Annotated in this window: 13 protein-coding genes; 6 read left to right on the forward strand and 7 right to left on the reverse strand. The window is 57.7% G+C overall.

The annotated features are described in order from the left end of the window. The 5 genes from coaD to K0B87_07005 all read left to right on the forward strand — a co-directional run. Positions 1-349, forward strand: a 349-nt coding sequence (gene coaD / locus K0B87_06985) for a pantetheine-phosphate adenylyltransferase (protein ID MBW6514482.1), incomplete at its 5' end; no start/stop codon positions are given. Between the two features lie 97 nt (positions 350-446). Then, positions 447-1,727 carry a replicative DNA helicase gene (dnaB, locus tag K0B87_06990; GenBank protein ID MBW6514483.1) on the forward strand — a complete coding sequence of 427 codons (1,281 nt, stop codon included), beginning with the start codon at positions 447-449 and terminating at the stop codon, positions 1,725-1,727. After that, positions 1,717-2,466 carry an ABC transporter permease gene (locus tag K0B87_06995; GenBank protein MBW6514484.1) on the forward strand — a complete coding sequence of 250 codons (750 nt, stop codon included), beginning with the start codon at positions 1,717-1,719 and terminating at the stop codon, positions 2,464-2,466. The genes dnaB and K0B87_06995 overlap by 11 nt, the downstream gene beginning before the upstream one ends. Next, on the forward strand, positions 2,466-3,512 hold the full coding sequence (locus K0B87_07000; protein MBW6514485.1) for an extracellular solute-binding protein: 1,047 nt from the start codon (positions 2,466-2,468) through the stop codon (positions 3,510-3,512). The genes K0B87_06995 and K0B87_07000 overlap by 1 nt, the downstream gene beginning before the upstream one ends. A gap of 1 nt (position 3,513) precedes the next feature. Continuing rightward, the gene (locus K0B87_07005) at positions 3,514-3,993 is read left to right on the forward strand and encodes a tRNA (cytidine(34)-2'-O)-methyltransferase (protein ID MBW6514486.1); all 480 of its coding nucleotides are present in this window, start codon (positions 3,514-3,516) and stop codon (positions 3,991-3,993) included. A gap of 195 nt (positions 3,994-4,188) precedes the next feature. Here the strand turns inward: K0B87_07005 and meaB are convergent, their stop codons facing one another. From meaB to K0B87_07035, 6 genes are all read right to left on the reverse strand, one after another. Further along, positions 4,189-5,286, reverse strand: coding sequence for a methylmalonyl Co-A mutase-associated GTPase MeaB (gene meaB, locus K0B87_07010; GenBank protein MBW6514487.1), 1,098 nt, complete (start codon positions 5,284-5,286; stop codon positions 4,189-4,191). Continuing rightward, positions 5,283-7,424, reverse strand: coding sequence for a methylmalonyl-CoA mutase (gene scpA / locus K0B87_07015; GenBank protein ID MBW6514488.1), 2,142 nt, complete (start codon positions 7,422-7,424; stop codon positions 5,283-5,285). Before scpA ends, meaB begins: the two co-directional genes overlap by 4 nt. Continuing rightward, the gene (locus K0B87_07020; GenBank protein ID MBW6514489.1) at positions 7,421-9,319 is read right to left on the reverse strand and encodes an acyl-CoA mutase large subunit family protein; all 1,899 of its coding nucleotides are present in this window, start codon (positions 9,317-9,319) and stop codon (positions 7,421-7,423) included. Before K0B87_07020 ends, scpA begins: the two co-directional genes overlap by 4 nt. 24 nt (positions 9,320-9,343) lie before the next feature. Beyond that, positions 9,344-10,615: a phosphoglycerate kinase gene (locus tag K0B87_07025; protein ID MBW6514490.1), complete on the reverse strand. Its 1,272-nt coding sequence runs from the start codon at positions 10,613-10,615 to the stop codon at positions 9,344-9,346. Between the two features lie 108 nt (positions 10,616-10,723). Then, positions 10,724-11,260, reverse strand: coding sequence for a thermonuclease family protein (locus K0B87_07030; GenBank protein ID MBW6514491.1), 537 nt, complete (start codon positions 11,258-11,260; stop codon positions 10,724-10,726). A 149-nt stretch (positions 11,261-11,409) separates the two neighbouring features. Further along, positions 11,410-11,877: a hypothetical protein gene (locus K0B87_07035; GenBank protein MBW6514492.1), complete on the reverse strand. Its 468-nt coding sequence runs from the start codon at positions 11,875-11,877 to the stop codon at positions 11,410-11,412. A 210-nt stretch (positions 11,878-12,087) separates the two neighbouring features. Between K0B87_07035 and K0B87_07040 the strand changes: the two genes are divergently transcribed. Further along, the gene (locus K0B87_07040; GenBank protein MBW6514493.1) at positions 12,088-14,985 is read left to right on the forward strand and encodes a glutamate mutase L; all 2,898 of its coding nucleotides are present in this window, start codon (positions 12,088-12,090) and stop codon (positions 14,983-14,985) included. 15 nt (positions 14,986-15,000) lie between these two features. On the opposite strand, the gene K0B87_07045 is transcribed toward K0B87_07040, so the two are convergent. Beyond that, positions 15,001-15,144 (reverse strand): hypothetical protein, encoded by a 144-nt coding sequence (locus tag K0B87_07045; GenBank protein MBW6514494.1) that lies wholly within the window; start codon positions 15,142-15,144, stop codon positions 15,001-15,003. Positions 15,145-15,347: the final 203 nt, after the last annotated feature.

Genomic DNA, 15,347 nt, shown 5'->3' on the forward strand with positions numbered 1-15,347 from the left:
CAGCCTCGAGGAACGGCACGCGCTATGCCAGGAATCGACCCGCCACATACCCAATGTGGAAGTCCTCACTTTCAGCGGATTGGTGGTCGATTTTGCCCAGTCACTGGATTGCCGCATCATGATCCGCGGCCTGCGCGCGGTTTCGGACTTCGAATACGAGCTTTCGCTGGCCCTTACCAACACCAAGCTCAAACCCGGCATCGAGACGATCTTCATGGTCCCCAGCCTGCGCTATATGTACCTATCCTCATCGATGATCCGCCAATTGGGCGAACTGGGCAGCAATCTGGACGATTTTGTGCCGCCCTGCGTTTCCCGGGCGCTGGCTGAAAAACTGAAAGGCGGCTGACGTGGCCAAAAAAGAAAGCGTCCCCAAGGAAGTGACCCAGGTCTCGGAACGCAGCCTGCCCACGGACATCAACGCCGAAGCAGCCATCCTTTCCGCCATGCTGATCGATTCGAGCATCGTGAGCAAAGGCATCGAGATGATCAAGGAGGAGTTCCTCTCCCGCACCGCGAACAGGCTAATCTTTCGCTGCATCTGCGAGCTCTTCAATGAAGGCGTGGAACTCGATCCGGTCACCCTGGTCGACAGGATGCAGCGCAACAACACGTTGGAAAAAGCCGGCGGAGTCCCCTACATCAATGAACTCGCCGATTTTGTGATCTCCAGCGCCAACTTTGATTTCCATCTCAACATCGTCACCGAAAAAGCCCTCCTGCGCCATCTGATCCTGGCCTGCAACGGCATCATCGAATCCTGCTACAGTTCGCCCAAACCAGTCAAGACGATCGTCGACGAGGCGGAGCAGGCGATCTTTTCCATAGCGGAGCTGCCTGAGCATCAAGGATTCCTGCGCATCGACAAGATCAGTGCCGAAGTGGTTGAAACCATCGACAAGATCGCCTCCACCAAGGTCCCCGTGATCGGCGTCCCCAGCGGATTTGTTGATCTCGACAAGCTCACCGGCGGATTCCGGCCCGGCCAGTTCATCATCATCGCCGCCCGCCCCGCCATGGGAAAAACCTCCCTGGCCCTGAACATTGCTTCCCATGCCGCGGTCGACCTGGGCAAAAAGGTCGCCGTCTTCACGATGGAAATGGCGGCCGACGAAGTGATCATGCGCATGTTCAGCAGTGCAGCGGAAGTGAACATGGATACCATGCTCAAGGGCTATGGCATGAACGAGGAAAAGCTGATCCGCATCATGCAGGCCTCGGAGGTCCTTTCCACCAAACAGATCTACATCGATGAATCCGGCACCAACACGCCTCTGGAGATCCGAGCCAAAACCAGGCGCCTCGCGGCTGAGGTCGGCGGGCTGGACCTCATCATCATCGACTATCTGCAGCTCATGACCTTGCCCCGTGACAAAGACAATCGCCAGCAGGAGATCGCGGAAATCTCCCGCGCCCTGAAGATCCTGGCCAAAGACATGAAGATCCCCGTGGTGGCGCTTTCCCAGCTCAACCGTTTGCTGGAATCCCGCGAGGATAAAAGGCCCAGGCTGGCCGACCTGCGTGAATCCGGGGCCATCGAACAGGACGCCGACGTGGTGATGTTCATCTACCGAGATGAATACTACTATAAGGAAAAATCCGAAAAACCCGGCATTGCCGAGGTCATCATTGGCAAAAACAGGCATGGGGCGGTCGGTTCAGCGGAGCTCGGCTTCGTTCCGGAATACACTCTCTTCCGCAATATAGACACCACGCATGAACAGTGATTTCCTGGCCGGGATCGGGGAATATGCCATCTTCACCGGAAGGGTGTTCTCCAGCCTGCCCAGGATCTTCAAGCGCCGTCTGGAATTCCTTCTCCAACTCAAGCGCATAGCCTACGACTCCATTTTCCTCATCACCCTGACCGCCGCTTTCACAGGGATGGTGACCGCGCTGCAGGCCGTCTATCAATCCAAGGGGTACATTCCGCTTCATCTGCTGAGCGTCCTGATCGGTAAATCCACCATGATCGAGCTCGCCCCTGTGCTCACAGCCCTGGTAATGACAGGCAAAGTGGGCGCCGCGATCGCCGCTGAGATCGGCACCATGCGGGTTAGCGAGCAGATCGACGCGCTGCAGAGCATGAGCGTCTCGCCGGAGGAATTTCTCTATTTGCCGCGCATCACCGCAGGTTTGATCGCCTTTCCGCTGCTCACGGTCTACGCGAACCTGGTCAGCATCCTCTGCGCCTGGTATTTCTCCTGGCTGCGCTATGGCATCCATTTCCACAAGTTCTTCAATAATCTGCGCGGCTATTTCGAGACCTTCGACCTCCTCAGCGGCATTATCAAAGCCATCGTTTTTGGCTTCATCATCACCTCTTTGGGCTGCTTTTTCGGCAACCGCACCACTGGAGGCGCCGAAGGCGTGGGACGCAGCACCACCCTCACCGTGGTCTACAGCGCCGTATTGATCCTGGTCACGGATTTCTTCGTGGCCTGGTTCCTGTTCGGTGGATTCTGATGCGGCGCCTGGTTTCGTTGCTGCTTTTGGCGGTACTCCTGGCAGCCTGCCAGAAAACTGAGCCGGTGCCCAAAGATCCCGCTCCGCCCAGCCAATTGAACATCTTTGCCCTGCAGGAAATGCAGGATTCGGGTTTTGAAGCCGCCGTGTTCAGGGAATTCGCCTCGCAGAACAACACGACCCTTGCTCTCAGCCACTTTTCCGACCTTCCTTCGTTGCTCTCAGCCCTGGCCAAAGATGAAAACCAGGGCCGGGTTGACCTCGTGCTCGGGCTGAACAGCGCTTTCGCCATCCTGGATTCTCTTCTGGAGCCGTTTTCCCCACTGCCGGAGATCTCGCTGCTGGAAATCAGCCACGACATCCCGCGCGAACCTCAGCAGCGCCTGATTCCTTATGCCCAAGCGCATCTGGCCTTGCTCTACAACTCGAAGGCCTTTCCCAACCCGCCCCAGTCCTTTGGCGAACTCCAGGACGCCCGCTACTACTCACAGATGGCCATCACCGACGCTTCCAAAGACGGCCTCGGCCGCGCCAGCCTGCTCTGGTCAGTGGCCCTGTTTGGCGAGAATGGCTACGACAAACTCTGGTCCAGCCTGCGCAAGAACGTCCGCAGGGTCTATTCCGACCGCTGGGAAGCCCTGGATGCCCTACGCCGTGACGAATGCAAGCTGATGCTGGGATTTCACTGCACCCCGGCCTGGATCGAGGAATTCTACCCCTCGGAGATCCACATCAAAGCCTCCATACCCCAGGAAGGCAGCTTCCGCTACGTGGAATCCGCTGCGGTACCCAAGGACGCGCCCAACCGGGATGTGGCGCTCGAGTTTCTTCGCAACTTGATCTCCTCGGAAACACAGCAATTCGTGATCTTCAAGCTCGGATTGCTGCCCGTAAATGGACGCACACCCCTTCCCCGCCAATTTTCCCGGATCCCGCTCAGTGTTTATGCCACCAACGACAGGCTGGAACAGGATCTGGTCAAAGAAAACCTCCCGGCCTGGCTGGACCGTTGGAATTACCTCGTCAACCGCATTCCCGGATTCTGAGATGATCCCCCTTCCCGCGACGGGCTTCAATATCGCACTCTATGAGCCGGAAATCCCCGCCAACACGGGAAACATCGGCAGGCTCTGCGTTGGCACGGGATCGACCCTCCACATCATCCAGCCCTGCAAATTCCTGCTCACAGACAAAGCCCTCAAGCGCGCGGGATTGGATTACTGGCCTGATCTGGACCTCGTCCTCCACAAAAATGCCGAGGAGTTCTTTGCCGCCCTGAATCCAAGCAGGATTTTTCTTTGCACCACCAAAGCGGAACGCAGCTATCTGGATCTCAGCTACGCAGCCGGAGACGCCTTCCTCTTTGGCCCCGAGTCCCGCGGCCTGCCCCAATCCTTTCTGGATCGTTATCCGGACCGGCTCATCACCATCCCCATGCATGCCAAGATCCGTTCCCTGAACCTCGCCAACTCGGTATCCATCGTGCTTTTTGAGGCGATCAGGCAGCTCCGGCCCGAGACTGGCTGATCCGCGTTCAGGGCTGCTTCCGGCTCTCATTAAACTCCAATTCCATAACACCCTGGATTTTCCACCCCCATATTCTGAAGCTTGGATTCCCTGGCGTATCCCGCCCAATGCACGCCAAGCGGGCGGTTATCCGGCGGGAAACGTCCAGGAAACGAATGGTCGGAATATAATGTGGAGTTGCTGTCTGGGCTATGTTTATGAGGTTTCGAGAAGCTTTTTGACGGCCAGTACGGCCGGCAGGTTGCCCTGTTCAACCTGTTCACGCAGGACTGGTAGGCGTTTTTGGATATCGGGGTCGTTGTGGAACCGGTTCAGGACCGCCTCGGTGAGCAGGGATTCGAACCACTCGCTGACCTGGGTTTGCCGCCTGGCCTCGAAAACACCGCTCGTTCTGCCCTGGTCCACGAATTTTTCGATGGCGGCCCAGATCTCTTTGAGGCTCGTCCTTTGGATGGCCGAGCATGTCAGCGCTTTGGTGTTCCAGCCCTTGGTGGCGTGGCGCAGGTAGTGGAGGGCATTGTTCAGTTCCTGGCAGGCCAGTTCCGCGGCCTGGACGTTTTCGCCGTCGGCTTTGTTCACCACGATCAAATCGGCCAGTTCCATGATCCCTTTTTTGATGCCCTGCAGTTCGTCACCCGCTCCTGGGATTTGCATCAGCAGGAAAAAATCGACCATCGAACGTACCGTCGTCTCGGATTGGCCGACACCGACGGTCTCGATCAGGATGATGTCATAGCCCGCGGCTTCGCAGAGAATGATGCTCTCCCGCGTTTTGCGGGCCACTCCGCCCAAAGCGCCGCCAGTCGGAGAAGGGCGGATGAAAGAGTCCGGATGCCTGCTCAATTGTTCCATGCGGGTCTTGTCACCCAGGATGCTGCCCTTGGAGAGGGAACTGCTGGGATCGATGGCCAGCACGGCCAGTTTGTGGCCCCGCTCGAGCAGCCAGAGCCCGAAACTTTCGATGAAAGTGCTTTTACCCGAACCAGGCACCCCGGTGATTCCGACGCGGACCGAACCTCCAGAATCGGGGAGGAGCCTGCGGATCAGATCCTGTCCCGCTTCGAAGTGTTTGGGTGAATTGCTCTCGATCAGTGTTATCGCTTTGGCCAGGAGGGTCCTGTTCCCGCTTTTGACGCCTGCTTCGAGGCTTTCCAGAGAAGGCATCCCCCTTTCCCTGGGACCCGGGGGTTCAGTTTTGACCCGATCCGAGGCTGAGCCTGCCTCCATCACGCGGGAGGCGAATTCCCTGCCCGCGTTCGGTGGAGTCCATTCCGGCTTGCGGTGTTTGGTCATGAAGCGGTGGCCGGTTCCTGCAACAGCTTGCGCAGCAGCAAAGTGGCCGCCTCGGGAAGCTGGGTTCCCGGCCCGAAGATGGCTGAGGCGCCATGCTCGTACAGGAAGTCGTAATCCTGGGAGGGTATTACGCCCCCCACGACGATCATGATGTCCGGCCGGCCGAGTTTTTTCAGCTCTTCCACAAGCTGGGGCAACAGGGTTTTATGGCCCGCGGCCAGAGAACTCATCCCGACAATGTGCACGTCGTTCTCAACTGCCTGGCGGGCAGTTTCTTCCGGAGTTTGGAACAGGGGTCCCATATCCACGTCGAAGCCCATGTCCGCGTAGGCGGTGGCGACGACCTTGGCGCCGCGGTCATGCCCGTCCTGCCCCATCTTGGCGATCAGGATGCGCGGGCGGCGTCCCTCGCGGTCGTCGAACTTGTCCGTGAGCGCTCTGACTTTTTCGATTACATCCATTTTGGCATACTCGCTGCTGTAAACGTTGTTGATCAGTTTGATGCTGGCCTGGTGGCGTCCGAAGGCCTTTTCCATGGCGTCGGAGATCTCGCCCAGAGAGGCTCTGGCCCGGGCGGCGTCAATGGCCAGCTCAAGCAGGTTTCCGGAATTTGACTCCGCTGCCTGAGTGATGACATCCAGACAATGTTGCACTTTTTGAGGGTCCCGTTCTTTCCGCAACTTTTCCAAACGGGCGAGCTGGGCTTCACGCACGGCGGTGTTGTCCACTTCCAGGATCTCCATGGGAGTCTCTTTGTCCAGGCGATACTTATTTACGCCCAAGATCGTGTCTTCGCCGGAATCGATGCGGGCCTGGCGCCGGGCGGAGGCTTCCTCGATCCGCATCTTGGGCAGTCCGGTCTCGATCGCTTTGGCCATGCCGCCCAGTTTCTCCACTTCCATGATGTGGCCCCAGGAACGCTTCATCAAAGCGTCGGTAAGGTATTCCAGGTAATGGGAGCCGGCCCAGGGATCGACCACTTTGGTGATATAGGTCTCGTTTTGCAGGAAGAGCTGAGTGTTACGGGCGATGCGGGCGCTGAAGTCCGTGGGCAGGGCGATCGCCTCGTCCAGGGAATTTGTGTGCAGGGACTGAGTGTGGCCCAGAGTGGCGGCCAGCGCTTCGATGCAGGTGCGGGCGATGTTGTTGTAGGGGTCCTGTTCGGTGAGGCTCCAACCCGAAGTTTGGGAATGGGTGCGCAGGGCCAGGCTCTTGGGATTTTTGGGGTTGAAATGGTTCACTATCTTGGCCCAAAGAACCCGCGCTGCGCGGAGCTTGGCCACTTCCATGAAGTAGTTCATCCCCTCCGCCCAGAAAAAGGAAAGGCGGGGCGCGATCAGGTCGATGTCCAGCCCGGCTTTGACCGCTGTGCGAATGTACTCCAAACCGTCGGCGAGGGTGTAGGCCATTTCCAGATCTGCTGTGGCGCCGGCTTCCTGCATGTGATAGCCGGAAATGCTGATGCTGTTAAACTTGGGCATGTTTTTGGACGTGTATCTGAAGATGTCCGCGATTATGCGCATGGAGGGTTCCGGCGGATAGATGTAGGTATTGCGCACCATGTATTCCTTCAAAATATCGTTCTGGATCGTGCCGTTGAGCTGTTCCGGAGCAACGCCCTGCTCCTCGGCGGCAACGATGTAGAAGGCCATGATGGGGATCACGGCCCCGTTCATGGTCATGGAAACGCTCATCTGGCCCAGCGGGATATGGTCGAAGAGGATCTTCATGTCCAGGATGCTGTCCACCGCAACACCCGCTTTGCCCACATCGCCCACAACCCTGGGGTGGTCTGAATCATAGCCCCGGTGGGTGGCGAGGTCGAAGGCCACCGACAGGCCTTTCTGCCCCATGGCCAGGTTGCGGCGGTAAAAGGCGTTGGTCTCTTCCGCGGTGGAAAATCCCGCGTATTGGCGGATCGTCCAGGGCCTCTGGATGAACATCGAGGCGTAGGGACCACGCAGAAAGGGAGGGATCCCGGAAAGATAGTCCAGATGCTGCATCGCAGCGCTATCTTCATTTGTGAAAAGGGGCTTGACGTCGATCTGTTCGTTGGTCTTCCAGACTGGTTTCTCGAACTTCTCTGTGGCGGGGCCGGACTTGAACTGGGGATTTATCTTGCTGAAATCAGGTTTCATTTTGCCACCTCCATCAGGTCGGCCAACTGGCTTAAGGTGCTGGCTACGTCCGCCCTTATGTGGATGAACAGGTCAATCCCCAGTTGCTGGTAGCTTTCGATCAGGTCCGCCGGATAGCCAGCCAGGATCATGATCTTGCCAGGCAGTTCCCGGCAGAGTTCGGGCACCAGTTGCTGGTATTGTTCATCGGTTGAGCAAATGCAGAAAGCGTCTGCCTGCGTGGCTTTGGCTGCCTGAACGGCATCCTGCACGCTGCTGAAGCCGGGAGGCGAGATCACCTCCAAACCGCCCACGGGGAAGAAACCGGCGGCGAAGTCGGCCCGGGCATTGTATTCAGCCAATGAGCCCATATTCAGGAGGAAGACCTGGTGTTTCCTGCCGGTTTTGGCAAAACGGGAGCGAACGGCTTCGATGCTTTGCACAGCACGCAAACGTGGCAAGGCACCCTGGTCCAGGACCACCGCCTTCACTGGATCGGAGGGCGGTTCCTGCTTGAGGAGATTTGGCTCGGGCTCCTGCGGATTGGCGAACATGTTCACGCCAACGAAGACGTCCCTGCGCTTGTTTACCTCTTCCAGCCTGCGTTTGGCCACCTCGTCGATCATGGCGTGGATTTTGCCGGCCCGCAGCGCCCGGATCATTCCGCCAGCTTCTTCCAGTTCCTGCATCAGTTTCCAAGCCTGGGTTGCCAGCTCGTTGGTGAGGCTTTCGATGTAATAGCAGCCTCCGGCGGGATCGATGACCTTGCCGAAATGCGCTTCCTCTTTGAGGATGATCTGCTGGTTGCGGGCTATGCGGCGGGAAAACTCGTCCGGCTCGGCCACCAGTTCGTTGAAGCGGCCGATCTCGAGGCTGTCGACTCCGCCGATGACGCCGGAAAAGCCTTCCGTGCTGGTGCGCAGGGCGTTCACGTAGACGTCGTAAGCGCTCTTGTTGAAACTCGATGTCTGCCCGTGGATCCAGACCTTCTGTGACTCTTCATTTCCGCCAAAGGCCTTGATCATCTCGGCCCAAAGGAGGCGGAAGGCGCGCACCTTGGCGATCTCCATGAAGAAATTGGAGCCCAGGGTCAGTTTCACCTGGAACAGCGGGGCGACCTGGTCGATGCTGAGTTCCTTGGTCAGCAGGCCATGGATGTAGCCGATCGCGGTGGAGAGCACGAAGGCCAGTTCCTGCAGGGATGAAGCTCCAGCGGCCGCGTAAACTCCGCCGTCGATGGAAAAACAGCGGACTCCCGGGGCTCTTTGGATCGCCCAGTCCGCGCACATGCTCACGATATCCCAAATCTCTTCCAAGGAAAAGGTCAGATAGCCCTTACGCGCGAATTCGGAGCTGGGGTCGAAACCGATGCCGGCTTTGAGCTCGCGCAAAGGGACCCCCCTCTCGGACATGTATTCCTCAAGCAGAGGAAATATCTCATGATCGGCGACATCCAGCTGTATGAAGGGCGGAGCGGCGATCAGGTCGACGTTTTGGAAAGCGGCGCGTAGCTCTTCGATGGTATTCAGAGAAACCCCGCGGCGGTTGTCGTCATGCTTGAGGGTGATGTTGACAGCGGTCAGGCCGAGCTGCAGTTCCTTGAGCAGTTCCGCGTTCAGAGCCTTCAGGTCCGGCTCGTCGTGGCTTTGGGCGATCAGCCAGCCTTCGGCCAGAAAGCGCTTTGGATCATTGCCCCGTAAATAGGGCGGAGTTCCTGGCTGGTTGTCCGTGAAGGGCAGATTGGCAGTGTCCGCCTTGGTGTAGATTGGTTTGAGGGTGATCCCTTCATAGGTTTTGGCGTACATCACCTTGTCAAAATCAGCACCCTTGAGGCCAGATACCACCTCTTTCTTCCATTCTTCCAGGTTGGGCGGGGGAAATTCCTCCCGCAGCTTCAGTTCTTTGTCAAATTCCACTTTGTCCTTCTCCTTGCATTCAATCTAATCGCGCAACAGCGCCTGTACGGGCTTCATTCCATAGGGCGAGCCCTGCACGATGGCATCCAGGATCGCGCCTCCGCCGGTGAAAAAGTAGTAGCGGGGATCGTTGGCGGCATTGGCAAAAATGCCGGGCAGCAGGGCGCGGAAGTCCTGGATTGTGTCTCCGCCGCCATAGAGCTTTTGGGCCTCAGCGCAGGTGTCGATGAGGCTGTACATCGCTTTGGTGCCAGCGGTGAAGAGGGTGGTGTAGCCCATCACGGCGTTCACGAAGATGGTCTGGGCGCCGGTGAAGACGGCCTTGACCTGCTCGTCGGCAAAAGATTCCGGCGCGATGTCCAGCACGAAGTTCAGTTCCGTGCCGGGTTTGAGTTTCCGGATGTCGTGGGTCCTGTGGATGTCGGCATTCTCAAAGCTGTCCGATTCCACGATGAAGGGCGGTTCCACGATCCTGTCCTGATACGACCCAATCTCCTGGATAAATCTTTCCGCCAGTTCCAGGTCGTCCGGGCCCAGACCCTTGATGGAAAGCTGGTATTTCACTGCCAGATAGGCGTTGTAGAGCACTCCACCCAGCACCAGCTTGTCGCTGATCTTGATCAGGGAAGAGAGCGGCCCGATCTTGGTGTCGAACTTGGAGCCGGCAACCACGGATACGAGAGGACGCCGGGGCTCGAAGATTTTCTGCAGGTTGGCTATCTCCTTGAGCATCAGCAGGCCAGCGAAGGATGGCAGTTTCTGGGCCACATTGAAGGTGGAGGCGTGGGCCTGCCAGGAACCGAAGGCGTCGTTCACGTAAACTTCGGCAAACGAGGCCAGTTCGGTGGCTAAAACGTCGGCGGAACCGTCCTTTGCTTCCTCGCCCCTGAACCATCTGGTGTTGGGCAGATAGACGAAATCCGCTTTGCCTTCCCGCATGGCCTGGACCGCCGCGCCGATCGGGGCCAGGTCCGTGATCCCCTCTGTTCCTTTGGCCCCGCATTTCGGAATGACGCCTTTGAGCTGGAGCTTTTCCTCCAGATATTTGACGATCGGCTCGACCGTGTCTCCAGCGTCGATCGTGATCTGGCCGGTCTTTTTGTCATAGGGACGCCCCACGTGGGTCATCAGGATGGGCAGCCCGCCTTTCTTATAGATGTGCAGCAGGGTGGGGATGGTGGCTTCGATCCGCATCGGGTCTTTGATCTTGCCTTTCTTGACCACATTGTGGTCCATGCGCACGAGCACGATCTTTCTGTGCAGGTCCGCCTCGAGCAGGCTCGGTAGCTTCGCCATGTTCAGGTTACTCCTTATATATATCTATTATTGAATGACTTATGATTCCGGGAAAGCCAGTTTGGACTATATCTAAGTTTATTTTACAACGTGATTACGTCAAGCTTTTTATTCCCTCCGCCCCCTTCTGTATTCCCAGGGCGGAATGGGGCGCGGATCAGACCAGAGGCCTCTTATCTCTCGCCTGGCCTGGATTTCGAGCCCGGCCAGGATCGGGTCGGAATTGTAATCCTTATAATGCCAGGCCAGCCCAGCCTTGAGCAGCTCCCGGTTCAGGTTTTGCCCCCCGGGCGTGATCACGGTGCCCAGATACCTTTGGTAGCGGTCTTTTTCGTGATAGTAAACCGTCACCTGTTTGTCAAAGGCCAAGTCAGCCGAAAACTGCCTCGCGTTCTTGCCAAAAGCCTGCCCGAGCTCGGGACAGTCGATCCCGTCCAGGCGGATCTTGTGGCTGGCCCTATCCCGCAGGAGCGTCACCGTGTCGCCGTCATGCACGGAGATCACTCTGCCTTCCAGGGTTTTGCCATCCCTGCCCGAGATCCAGTTGAAGATCAGGAATCCGACCAGCAGGATGCCGATCACCAGCCTGACCTTGTTCTTGATCAGTGACTTACTTTTCCTGGCCTGGAAGCTCTTGTTTGCCAATCACATTCCTTGTTGAGCAAATCCCGCGCCCAGTCCTGACTGCCATGCCCGGCGTACATTCACCCCACACATTCCGAATGAGCTTCGGGATGTGTGAGGCGAACACACCAGGACCGCAATGTCTCGAAGAAGGGGCGTTTCGCCGTATTTTACCTGACGGGAAAACCCTTAAACGTGATTTTGGTATTTTCGCTCAGGGAATTGACCTCGATCTCTTGCGGCTCGAATCTGAAACCCTCTTTCTGCACGTAGTAGGACCCGGCAACGAAATGGTCGCCCTTGAATTCGTGGGGCGTGACCTTGCCGGTGAAGGCGCCGCCTCTGAAGATCTCCGCGCCTGGAGGGGTCGAGGCTACAGTTAGCGCCAGTTCAGTGGGGTTCCCGGTGAAGCGGATGTTGATGGTCCCCGGTGCCGGGTTGACCGTGCATTCCTGAGGTTCGAAGCGGTATCCTTCCATCTGCACGCTGTAGGCCCCGGAGACGAAATTGGCCCCGCTGAATTCGTGTGGCGTGACCTTGCCGGTGAAAGTGCCGCCTCTGAAGATCTCCGCGCCCTGGGGACGTGAGCTCACCCTGAGTTTGGGTTTTGAGCTCGCGCTGTTTTTACTGTCGTTCATAGCAACTCCTTGGTTCCGATTTGGCGCTCTGTTTGGAGCACCCTGGCCTGCTGACTCGCATGTTTCCATTTAGCGCTGTGGAGGTTTTTGTCAAGTCTTTTGCGTGACCGCGCAACTTGTCTGCGATCACCGCCGGGAATTTCTTGACAAGATGGCGCTCGCGGCTTAGGGGACATTCATGAATAACAACTTTCATACCAGAGGTTGAAAATGCGCTTGGAAAAAGATTATATCGTTATAACGGACATCGGCAGCACAACCACCAAGGCCCTGTTGCTGGACAATCGGGAAGACATTCCCAAACTGCTGGGCCTCACCCATGCCCCCACCAGCGTGGAAGCGCCCCAAAACGACGTGCGCCACGGGATCAGAGCTGCCGTGGAAGTTTTGCAGGGCCAGAGCGGGATCAGGCTGCTGCAGGGTCCAAACGACCGCTTGGAGCTGGATTGGGAACAAAACGTGGCCTATTTCAGCACCAGCAGCGCGGGCGGTGGCTTGCAGATCCTGGTGATCGGCCTGACCCTGTTCGATTCCGCCAGCAGTGGAAAACGCTGCGCCTACGGCGCGGGGGGCGTGATCCTGGATACCTTTGCCATAGACGACAAGCGCCAGGCCATGGAACAGATGCTGGCCATGCGCAACCTGCATCCGGACATGATCTTGCTGGCCGGCGGAACTGATGGCGGCGCGGTCTCCGGAGTGCTGAGGATGGCCGAGATCCTGCGCCTGGCCAATCCCGCCCCCAAGTTCGACCTCGCGGGCCGGATCCCCGCCCTCTATGCCGGTAACATAGACGCGGCCCCGATCATAGCCAAGCTGATCGGCAAAAGCTTCGACCTCCATATCCTGCCCAACATCCGGCCCAGCCTTGATAGCGAGAATCTGCGGCCGACCCAGGACAGGATCCAGGAACTATTCATGGAAAACGTTATGGAGCATGCTCCCGGCTACGCCGAAGTGAAGCCAAGCGTCTGCGCGCCCATCATCCCCACGCCGGCCGGGGTGCAGAGAGCGCTGGCCTTGATCGCAGGAAATGAGGCCCGCAACATCTTCGCCTTTGACATCGGAGGGGCCACCACAGACGTTTTCAGCTACATAAACACCCATTTCCAAAGGACCGTGAGCGCCAACCTGGGCATGAGCTACAGCGCCTGGAACGTCCTGCGCGAAAGCGGCCTGGAAAAGATCAAACGCTGGCTGCCAGAGGATCTTTCCGAAACGGAACTGCGCAACTACATCGCCAATAAGTGCCTCCACCCCACCTCCAATCCGCAAACCACCATCCAGTTCAGGATCGAGCACGCCCTGGCCCGCGAAGCCCTGGCCCTAGCCCTGGAGCAGCATCGCGCCATGCACTACAACACTTCCAAGCTCGGCTATCTGGACCAGCTCAAAAAGGGCGAGATCGAGAAATTCGAGCTGCAGTTCGAATATCAGCGCGAAGACCAGAAACACCGCTTCAGCCAAAGCGATATCGACGTCCTGATCGGCGCCGGGGGCATCTTCGCCCACGCCCAAAACAGCCTCCAATGCGCGGTAGTGCTGATCGACGCCCTCCAGCCGAAAGGCATCACGGAGATCTGGATCGACCGCCAGTTCATCTCACCCCACCTTGGAGTCCTGAGTGACAGCGCTCCCGAAACCTCGCGCAGCCTGCTGTTCAGCCAATGCGTGGAAAAGCTCGCCCTGCACATCGCCCCCTCTTTCCCGCCCAAGGAAAAAAAGGTGCTGATGAGTCTGGAAGTGACCACAGACCAAGGAAAACAGAACCTCGAGATCAAACCGGACAGCTTCCATTTTTTGCCCATGGGCAAAAAGGCCGTCTCGATCAAACTGCATGGCAAGTGCAGGCTCAACACGGATCTGGACCTGCAAAACCTGACCACGGAACTGCCCGTGATCATCGACACGCGCCTGGAGGTTCACACCCATCGCGAAGAGGTGGAAAAAGCGCTCCAACTCTATCCTGAAGATGCTCTCCCCGCCTCTCCAGGCCGTGCTTCGGAACCCGCTCCCAGCCTAAAAACCGGCAACTGGACCAAAGAAGTGGTGCTGCCCTATTCCGGCGACATTGACTTTGAGCCAGGCGCCCGCGTCCAACCTGACGATGTGGTCGCAGTGAACCGTTTTAATCCGCCCCGGCTCTACATCGTGAACGGATTTTCCCACTTCCGGGAGATCACTCCGGAACAGATATCCGCTTCGCTGAAAGTCAATCCTGGCGAAGCCATCGATTATGACCAGAACTACGCAACGGTGCCGCCCGAGGTCGAAACTCCCCACTACAACAGATCCGCCCGCCATCTGATATCCCCGGTGCGCGGCAGGATCGAATACATCGACCCCAACACCGGGATCATGGTGGTCTCCGAGATCCAGGATTACTCAGGCCGGCCGGTGGAGGTGAACTACGCCGCCAAACTGATGCTCAAGCCAAAACAGTCCAGACGCTATTTGAAGGTCCAACAGGGAGATTTTGTCTATCAGGGCGAAGTTTTGGCCCGTAGGTTGGAAAAAACGGGTGAGGGCGCGCCGCCCGTTCTGGTGAAGGCCCCTTCGACCGGCACGATCACGGAGATAGACGCTGAAAACGGCACTCTGACCATCACCTATCTGCACCAGCCGCTGGAATTCCACGCCCATGTCCATGGAACTGTGACGGACATTGTCCCCTCCCAAAGCCTGCGGATCAGCTACGAAAGCGCGCGGCTCGAGGGTAAAATCGCCTTCGGACGCGAGTGCCACGGCCGCTTCCTGCTCTTCCGCTCTCCCGAAGAGATCAGGACCTCCGATCCCAGTGAAAGCATTGTCGCCCTCCCTTTCCCTCCGGATCGGGAAATCCTGAAAAGCCTGGCGGATAAAGGCGCCAGAGGGTTGATCTGCCATGAGCTGGACGCCACAGAACTGACCGCCTTCATGGGCTTCGAGCCAGGCGTGATCAACACCGGCAATGAAGCGCTGCCCCTGACGGTGATGGTCCTCTCCGGCTTTGGCAATACTCCCATGCCCGAGAGCCTTGTCCTGGACTTGAGCTCCCGTCAGTCCTGCCATTTGAATCCCCACACCCGTATCCGGGCCGGAGTGGTGCGCCCCTTCGCCTCTTTCTGAGCGCCAGGACCTTCGCTATTGGAAAAGCCTCAAAGCTAAAACCACCGCGATCACCACAGCTACCACGGCCACGATCAGCAGGATCATTCCCAGCAGGAAACCCAGGAGGCCTTTGAGAACACCTCCCAAAGTTTGCTTCTTGTCATAGAAGATCCGCACATAGAATGATATCACCAGGATGGGGAACAGATTGAACCATTCATCCGGCAATTTGAACAGGGTGAGGAGATTGAAGGGTAGCGTCTCAAAGGTTGGTGTAAAATAGGTAACGCCAGATGAAGAAAAAGGTTGAGCCAGATCCCGCTCTTTGTTTTAATGGTTAATCGAAACTAAAAGACAAGGAGACGATCATGACTCAACCG

Source organism: Candidatus Syntrophosphaera sp., from assembly GCA_019429425.1.
GTDB lineage: Bacteria > Cloacimonadota > Cloacimonadia > Cloacimonadales > Cloacimonadaceae > Syntrophosphaera.

Excerpts from the sequence above, each read along its gene's own strand:
- K0B87_07035 (MBW6514492.1), bottom strand. The coding sequence starts at position 11,877 with ATGAACGACAGTAAAAACAGCGCGAGCTCAAAACCCAAACTCAGGGTG.
- meaB (MBW6514487.1), bottom strand. The coding sequence starts at position 5,286 with ATGACCAAACACCGCAAGCCGGAATGGACTCCACCGAACGCGGGCAGG.
- dnaB (MBW6514483.1), top strand. The coding sequence starts at position 447 with ATGCTGATCGATTCGAGCATCGTGAGCAAAGGCATCGAGATGATCAAG.
- scpA (MBW6514488.1), bottom strand. The coding sequence starts at position 7,424 with ATGAAACCTGATTTCAGCAAGATAAATCCCCAGTTCAAGTCCGGCCCC.
- K0B87_07025 (MBW6514490.1), bottom strand. The coding sequence starts at position 10,615 with ATGGCGAAGCTACCGAGCCTGCTCGAGGCGGACCTGCACAGAAAGATC.
- K0B87_07040 (MBW6514493.1), top strand. The coding sequence starts at position 12,088 with ATGCGCTTGGAAAAAGATTATATCGTTATAACGGACATCGGCAGCACA.
- K0B87_06995 (MBW6514484.1), top strand. The coding sequence starts at position 1,717 with ATGAACAGTGATTTCCTGGCCGGGATCGGGGAATATGCCATCTTCACC.
- K0B87_07000 (MBW6514485.1), top strand. The coding sequence starts at position 2,466 with ATGCGGCGCCTGGTTTCGTTGCTGCTTTTGGCGGTACTCCTGGCAGCC.
- K0B87_07005 (MBW6514486.1), top strand. The coding sequence starts at position 3,514 with ATGATCCCCCTTCCCGCGACGGGCTTCAATATCGCACTCTATGAGCCG.